The organism is Candidatus Desulfolinea nitratireducens (genome assembly GCF_982879505.1).
This window is the reverse complement of sequence record NZ_CEYOSI010000188.1, coordinates 1-7,177: the sequence shown is the minus strand read 5'-3', so window position 1 is coordinate 7,177 and position 7,177 is coordinate 1. Positions and strand designations below refer to the sequence as shown.

The 7,177-nt window shown below is 49.7% G+C and carries 6 protein-coding genes and 1 tRNA gene; 3 read left to right on the top strand and 4 right to left on the bottom strand.

The genetic code is table 11. The features are described from left to right. The 4 genes from AC3DOM_RS14030 to AC3DOM_RS14015 form a co-directional block, all read right to left on the bottom strand. The coding region (locus AC3DOM_RS14030) for an ABC transporter ATP-binding protein (protein ID WP_487919668.1) at positions 1-984 on the bottom strand (984 nt) is incomplete at its 3' end. Positions 985-987: 3 nt separating this feature from the next. Next, positions 988-2,013 (bottom strand): ABC transporter permease, encoded by a 1,026-nt coding sequence (locus AC3DOM_RS14025; RefSeq protein ID WP_487919667.1) that lies wholly within the window; start codon positions 2,011-2,013, stop codon positions 988-990. Between the two features lie 9 nt (positions 2,014-2,022). Beyond that, entirely contained in the window at positions 2,023-3,141 is a 1,119-nt protein-coding gene (locus AC3DOM_RS14020) for an ABC transporter permease (protein ID WP_487919666.1), read from the bottom strand. Between the two features lie 99 nt (positions 3,142-3,240). After that, on the bottom strand, positions 3,241-4,002 hold the full coding sequence (locus tag AC3DOM_RS14015) for a fumarylacetoacetate hydrolase family protein (RefSeq protein ID WP_487919665.1): 762 nt from the start codon (positions 4,000-4,002) through the stop codon (positions 3,241-3,243). A 149-nt stretch (positions 4,003-4,151) separates the two neighbouring features. On the opposite strand from AC3DOM_RS14015, the gene AC3DOM_RS14010 reads away from it, so the two are divergent. The 3 genes from AC3DOM_RS14010 to AC3DOM_RS14000 all read left to right on the top strand — a co-directional run bounded on the left by AC3DOM_RS14010 (position 4,152) and on the right by AC3DOM_RS14000 (position 7,040). Continuing rightward, positions 4,152-4,225: transfer RNA gene (locus AC3DOM_RS14010), tRNA-Val, on the top strand. 633 nt (positions 4,226-4,858) lie between these two features. Then, positions 4,859-6,358 carry a mechanosensitive ion channel gene (locus AC3DOM_RS14005; RefSeq protein WP_487919664.1) on the top strand — a complete coding sequence of 500 codons (1,500 nt, stop codon included), beginning with the start codon at positions 4,859-4,861 and terminating at the stop codon, positions 6,356-6,358. Between the two features lie 85 nt (positions 6,359-6,443). Further along, positions 6,444-7,040 carry an RNA polymerase sigma factor gene (locus AC3DOM_RS14000; protein ID WP_487919663.1) on the top strand — a complete coding sequence of 199 codons (597 nt, stop codon included), beginning with the start codon at positions 6,444-6,446 and terminating at the stop codon, positions 7,038-7,040. Positions 7,041-7,177 lie beyond the last annotated feature (137 nt).

The following is a 7,177-nucleotide window of genomic DNA, read 5'->3' as shown; positions in this document are numbered from 1 at the left end:
ATTCTCAAAGGGGACTTTTTTACCCATGAGAACAATTTCACCTGCATCAATGCTGCGTAATCCTGTGATCGCTTCTACTAATTCAGTTTGTCCGTTCCCCTGAACCCCCGCAATGCCTAAAATTTCGCCAGCACGAACTTCAAAGGAAATATCCTTTACAACTTCCAATCCTCGTTCACCCTCAATGGTCAGGTTAGCTACCTCAAGAACAACATCGCCCGGTTTGGCTGGCGCCTTTTTAACCTCGAGGAGGACTTCACGACCTACCATCATAGCCGCGAGACCTTTTTGATCTGTCTCATGTGGGGAAGTATGTCCGACAACCTTGCCTCGACGCATCACGGTGATGCGATCGGCCACATTGAGAACTTCTTTGAGTTTGTGGGTGATAAAGATGATTGAAACACCTTTTTCTGTGAGTGCGCGCATCACTCGAAAAAGATCTTCTGCTTCCTGTGGGGTCAAAACAGCCGTTGGCTCATCAAGTACGAGAATATTTGCTTTTCGATAGAGTGCTTTCAATATTTCAACGCGCTGCTGTACACCAACCGGTATATTCTCTACTATTGCATCTGGGTCCACCTCGAGGCCGTGAGCTTCAGATATTTCAAGAATCTCGCGGCGGGCACGACGCAGGTCGAGGCTGGTCCCTTTTGTAACTTCAGAACCAAGGATCATATTCTCGGTAACGCTGAAGACAGGAACGAGCATAAAATGCTGATGCACCATCCCGATCCCGTAATTGATTGCATCGCTGGGGCCATTGATTTCAACCACATTATTGTCGATTAAAAATTCCCCTTCGTCTTGCGTATATAAGCCATAGACGACGTTCATCAGGGTTGTTTTCCCTGCGCCATTTTCACCAAGCAGTGCATGGATTTCGCCTTTGCGCAGCGTAAAGCTTACATCATCATTAGCAAGTACGCCAGGAAAGCGTTTGGTGACGTGACGAATTTCGAGGGCCAGATTTTCTTCAGTCAAGACCTACTCCTTCTCGTAAGGGACGCCATCTGCGGCGGGGACGCGGGTGCGCCCTACAAAGCCAGATAAGATGACAATGGTCAAAACATAAGGCAACATCCCAATAAACTGATGGGCCACTTGTATATCAGCAAATTGGAGTTGGGTTTGCATGGCGTTTGCAAACCCGAAGAGCAAAGCCGCGCCCCACGCGCCAAGCGGTGTATATTTACCGAAAAGCATTACTGCCAGCGCTACAAATCCACGTCCATTGGTCATTGCCCGCTCAAAAGAGCCAACTGCTTCCAGGGTCAGGAAGCCACCTGCCAGGCCGGCGATCGCACCACCTGCTATCACGTTTATATATCGAACTTTATAGACATCTACTCCGAGTGTATCCGCGGCACGGGGATGTTCACCGACAGCGCGGGTTCGCAGACCCCATTTGGTGTAGAAGAGAACGTAATGAACCAGGATAACCAGGACGAAAGTAGCGTAAGTGATGGGGGGATTGTTGAAGACTGCGCGCCCAATGAGAGGAATATCTGCAAGCGGACCAAGCGGGATGGGGAGCAGCTTGCCCTCTGTTGTCAATCCGACCTGGTAAAAGTATCCCGTTAATCCGAATGCAAGAGTCGTGATTACCGTTCCGCCGATGATCTGGTCCATTTTTAGGTGTACAGACATATAGGCAAGCAGCAAGCCCATGACGGCACCGGTAAAAATAGCCGCAAATACGGCAACGAGCAGGTTGCCCGTCCAAACGTTGACAAGAAATCCGACAAAGGCACCGAGCAGCATTTGGCCCTCGATCCCGATATTAATCACTCCGGAACGTTCCCCCAAAAGGCCGCATAATGCACCAAGAACCAGAGGTGTAGATTGACGAATGGTTGAGGCTAGAACGGCTTCCGTAACGCGGCCATCAACAGAATATTGCCAGATGGTGATCACGATGACGGTGAGCGTGACAAAAATGGTAGCGCCCCATTTTTTGATAAAGTGCTTTATTGGGGAAACCGGGGTTGGGAGAGAAATAGTATTTTGCATAAGAGCTCCCTATTGTTGTCCCCAACCACTGAGGATGATTTTTTCACCATCCTCTTCTCTGGTGCGGAGTAGTTTGCGAATAATCAAATCTGCGGTAACAAAGAAGAGCATTAATGCTTGAATGACATCGGTAATTTCCTTGGCTACGCCAGCATTAAATTGCATAGTGCTGGCGCCGGCTTTCATTGCGCCAATCAGGATCGCGGCGGGGATGATTCCAAAAGGATGGGTTTTGCCTAACAAGGCGATGGTGATTCCGTCGAAACCAAGACCTGTGTTGAACCCTGGTTGGTAGCGACCTACAATGCCCAGTGATTCAATGCTGCCTCCCATACCGGCCAGAAAACCGCTGATAATCATAGTGAGGATGACGGTAAATGCGACTCGCATGCCAGCATATTTTGCAGCGTGGGGGCTGAGGCCAACCGTACGGATCTCAAACCCTGTAGTAGTTCGCCAGAGTGTAAACCAGACGATAATTGAGACTATTATCGCCAGGAAAAAACCAACCGGAATTTCGCCAATCGAAGGGATGCGTGCACTATCCAGAATTTCGGGAGTACGGGCAACGATATTACCCCCCGCCGAATCTTTGAGAGGCCCATCAGCAATATAGTCGGTAATATTGATCGCCACATAATTCAACATAATTGTTGTGATGACCTCACTGGCTCCAGTGTATGCTTTTAGTACGCCGGGAATAGCGCCAAATAATGCGCCGGCTATGGCGCCTGCCAGAACCGCTACTGTGACGTGAAGGAAGGGAGGTAATCCTTTTAGCATAAAGCCCGCTACAGCAGAAGCCAGCGCTCCAAAGAGGAGTTGTCCTTGCGCGCCAATATTAAAGAGACCAGCTTTAAAGGCAAAAGCCACTGACAGCCCACTAAAAATGAGCGGTGTGGCCTTCGCAAGAGTACGACCGAAGGCTTTCATACTGCCGAAAGAACCTTCAATTAGCGCAGCATAGGCTCTGAACGGGTTTGCACCTGATATGGCAAGAAGAATAGCACCGATCAAAATTGCTAAAAGAACTGCCGCCAGGGGAACCGCTACAGCACGCCAAAGTGCACCCAACCAGCTTGAAAAAGATCGGGCGTTTTCCTCATTATTCTTCGATTGATCGTTCATAAAAAAATACCCTTTAGGTGATATATCCAAAGTGGAATTTTACCCTGCTTCAGAAAGGGCGTAAAGCAAAGCTTGAGAAGATACGGTATAAAAAGGCGTTTATGCGTTCATAACAGGATTGCTAAGTACCCCTAGTCCTTCAATATCTACTTCAACAATATCTCCATCGCTCAGTGCTCCAACACCTGCGGGGGTGCCAGTGAAGATCAGATCACCTGGCTCAAGTGTCATCACTGAAGAGATAAAGGCGATAATCGTGCTGACGCTGAAAACCATATCACGTGTGGATGCCATTTGGCGCATCTGCCCATTGACACGGCAGGTGACGACTGCGTCTGAGGGGTCGAAGTCGGTATCGATCCAGGGGCCAAAGGGAGCAAAGGTGTCGAAGCCTTTGCCGCGTGTCCACAAACGATCAGCATTTTGAAGATCGCGGGCGGTGATGTCGTTCCCGATGCTGTAGCCGAGGATATGTTCCCGGGCCTCCTCTGAGATAATATTGCGCCCACGTTTGCCGATCACCACAACCAGTTCGGCTTCATGTTCCACTTGGCGGGATTGGGGAGGCAGGATGATCGCATCTCCAGGATTGATGACGGCTGATGGTGGTTTGAAGAAGATCAAAGGTAGTTCGGGAACTTCGGCATCATGTTCTTTGGCGTGGGCAGCGTAATTGCGCCCAACGCAGATGATCTTGCTCGGCTGAGATGGTGCGAGGAGTTGGGCATCTGCAAGTGGGGTGGTCGCATCAAGACGGCGAAATTCGCCAAAAAGATCCCCTTCTATATCGCCAATCTTGTCGTTGAGCAGCCAGCCGTAGCGTGCTGATTTCTCTTTTGTTTGATAGCGTACAAAACGCATATTGTCCTCCGGCGGAAAATAAAATATCTCTGAAGTTTAACACAAAGTCGTGTATAATATCGTCCGCAAGAGGCACTTACCCTCCTATCTCAAAGGGATACTCGGGTATACGCTTTTCAATTGAATATAGAAGTATATTTTCCCGTCAAGGGCGCTTAGCTCAGTTGGTTAGAGCACCTCGTTTACACCGAGGGGGTCGGGGGTTCGAGTCCCTCAGCGCCCACAAAAAAAGTCAACCTGATGGTTGGCTTTTTTGTTTCACCGAAACATTCTTGAAGGAGTTGGAATTTCCCTCGAGGGTGACGAAAGAGTCCCTTCGCGGAGCACCGTTCGTCCGGCTCGACCGGATCCTTTGGGGCAGCGCCCACAAGATTTTTGGAAACCGCCAATAGATAAAATTGAGCGGTTTCTTGCTATGATGCAGTTCAATGACAGGGGGAAATTGGCGACTTTGAAAAAACTTCTAAATGCAAAACTATTTCTGTTTTGAAAACCTGGTTCGAGTTCCATTCGTAATTCTTACTCCCTGATCGGATGTATTGGAGATGAACATGCCCGTAGTGATGTATTTCTAATGGACAAATTGTTTGAAACTCGTACAATGTCACGTCTTTGCGAACCCCGATGCACTTCGGGGTGAAGCAATCTCCCTCTCGGCGAAGGAGACTGCCGCGCTGCGTAAACTCCGCTCGCAGTGACGTAGGATTGTACGAACTTTATTTGATTTATCCATAAGATACGGGCGGAAGTAAAAAAGTCACAACTGGGCTATTCAGGAAAATGTGACGCTCCGGTAAATTTCGGTGTCTAAATAAGTACAAGTAACCATTTAACCACTTTCAAAAGGAGATTTTTTATGTTTGACCAAATGCTTTCCCAATTGATGGCTCTCGTCGGCGAGGACATGCTCAACCTGCTGGCTGGTCTGGCTATCCTGATCGTGGGCTGGATCATCGCCCGTATTATCAAATCGGTGGTTTATCGCCTGATGAAGCGCACCAACCTGGACAACCGCCTGGCGGGTACAGTAGCTGAAGGCGAAGAGCCTACCAAGTTAAATATTGAGAAATGGGTTTCAATAGCTGCGTTCTATCTGGTCATGCTATTCGTGCTGGTCGCTTTCTTCCAGACCGTGCAACTCCCGGCTGTGGCTACCCCGTTGAACGCTATACTGGAGCAGATTGCCCTGGCTGCCCCTCAGTTGCTTGGTGCGATATTGATTCTGCTGGTTGCCTGGCTGGTTGCTACCCTTGCCAGGTTTATCATCCAGCGCACCATGCGTGTGACCAAACTCGATGAGCGCCTGGCTGCTCAAGCTGAAATCGATGAACCAATAGTCAGCGTTTCTGAGTCGCTGGCGAACGGCGTTTTCTGGCTGGTCTTTCTGCTCTTCTTGCCTGCTGTGCTGAACGCTCTTGGCATGCAGGGTCTGGTCGAGCCGGTTACCGGCGTTGTAGACACCATCTTGGGTGCCATTCCCAATATTTTTGCAGCAGCCATCAGCCTGTTTGTGGGCTGGCTGATCGCCCGCATTGTGCGCCAGATCGTGGTCAACCTGCTGGCTGCCACCAACATCGACAGCTTCGGTGATCGTATTGGCGTCAGCGGGGAAACACAAACCCAGCCGCTTTCCAAGATCATCGGCTCAGTGGTTTATATCCTGATCCTGATCCCGGCGGTTATCACCGCCCTCAACGCTCTTGGCGTAGAAGCCATTTCTGCTCCTGCCATTTCTATGCTGACCGCGGTTATGAACGGTGTCCCGCTGTTCTTCGGCGCAGCAATTGTGCTTCTGGTCGCTTACTTCGCTGGTAAACTGGTCTCCGGTTTGGTCAGCAACCTGCTGATGGGTATTGGCTTTGACAAGGTTCCCGAAGTGCTGGGATTGCGCCTTGCTTCTGACAAGAGCCAGCGTACGCTTTCAGAAGTTGTCGGCTATATCGTTCTCGCCGCAGTACTGCTGTTGGCTGGCATCGAAGCTGCTGACATGCTCGGTTTTGGCTTCCTGGCTGATATGCTGGCAACCTTTATGGCCTTTGGTGGACAGGTGCTACTGGCACTGGTCGTCTTTGCAGTTGGCTTGTACCTTGCTAACCTGACCCGCAATGTCATCTTGGCGGCTGGTGGGAACAATGCCGGCTTCATGGCCGGATTGGCACGCATTGCCATTCTCGTTCTGGTGTCAGCAATGGCGCTCCAGCAAGTTGGCGTAGCTGGCGAGATCGTCAACATCGCCTTTGGTGTGCTGCTAGGTGCAATTGGTGTAGCAGCCGCACTGGCTTTTGGCTTAGGTTCGCGCGAAACTGCTGGCCGTATGGTAGAAAATTGGATCAATAAGCTGGAAGCAAAAGAGTAATCACTTCCACCTGAGTATTTCCAAAATCAACAGGTTGCCTCTATAATCATCAAGCCTGCCTCGCATTTGACAGTTGGCAGGCTTGATGCCTATTATGGATGATCTCAGCCACCTCACAGACACAGAACTTATATCACTTTGCCTGGCGCGCAGCAGCAAAGACGAGCGCCCCTTTGCCGAGATTTTCCATCGGCATCATGCCATTGTAGCGCGCGTGATCTTCCGGTACTTTCCGCACGAGCAGGATGTAGAAGATCTGGCACAGGAAGTTTTTTTCAAAGCTTACCGCAGCTTGGAACAGTATGAAGGACGCTCTTCCCTGAAAACCTGGCTGTATAGCATTGCTACCAATACCGCCAAAAATGAGTTGCGCAAACGATCTCGCCGCCCGGTGGTGGTTGATCAATCGTTACAAGAAATGGAAGAAGTTCTTCCTGACGAAGCAGAGGCACTACCCAAACACAACATCCATCAGCAGCAAACCTTCCAGCAAGCCTTCTCTCAACTTAGTGCACCAGAACAAGAAATTCTCTTGCTAAAAGATGCCGAAGAATTGACCTATGAAGAAATTGCGGGCCAATTAAACCTATCTGTAAGTGCGGCCAAGATGAGGGTCCAGAGAGCGAGGCTGGCAATGAAAACTTATTATCAGGAAAAAGATCATGTCCAACAATCATCTTAGCGCGGAAGAAATCCAATCCTATATCCAATTTATGTTGAGCGATGATGAAAACGAGCATGTTATTGCTCACCTGAGCGAGTGCGATGCCTGCCTGTCGCGCGTCGATATAGAATGGGAGGGCGGTTCTCAGCCTGTAT

What these genes read in the sequence shown, in the direction of transcription:
- AC3DOM_RS14000 (WP_487919663.1), top strand. Translation starts at nt 6,444, where the DNA reads ATGCCTATTATGGATGATCTCAGCCACCTCACAGACACAGAACTTATA.
- AC3DOM_RS14005 (WP_487919664.1), top strand. Translation starts at nt 4,859, where the DNA reads ATGTTTGACCAAATGCTTTCCCAATTGATGGCTCTCGTCGGCGAGGAC.
- AC3DOM_RS14025 (WP_487919667.1), bottom strand. Translation starts at nt 2,013, where the DNA reads ATGCAAAATACTATTTCTCTCCCAACCCCGGTTTCCCCAATAAAGCAC.
- AC3DOM_RS14020 (WP_487919666.1), bottom strand. Translation starts at nt 3,141, where the DNA reads ATGAACGATCAATCGAAGAATAATGAGGAAAACGCCCGATCTTTTTCA.
- AC3DOM_RS14015 (WP_487919665.1), bottom strand. Translation starts at nt 4,002, where the DNA reads ATGCGTTTTGTACGCTATCAAACAAAAGAGAAATCAGCACGCTACGGC.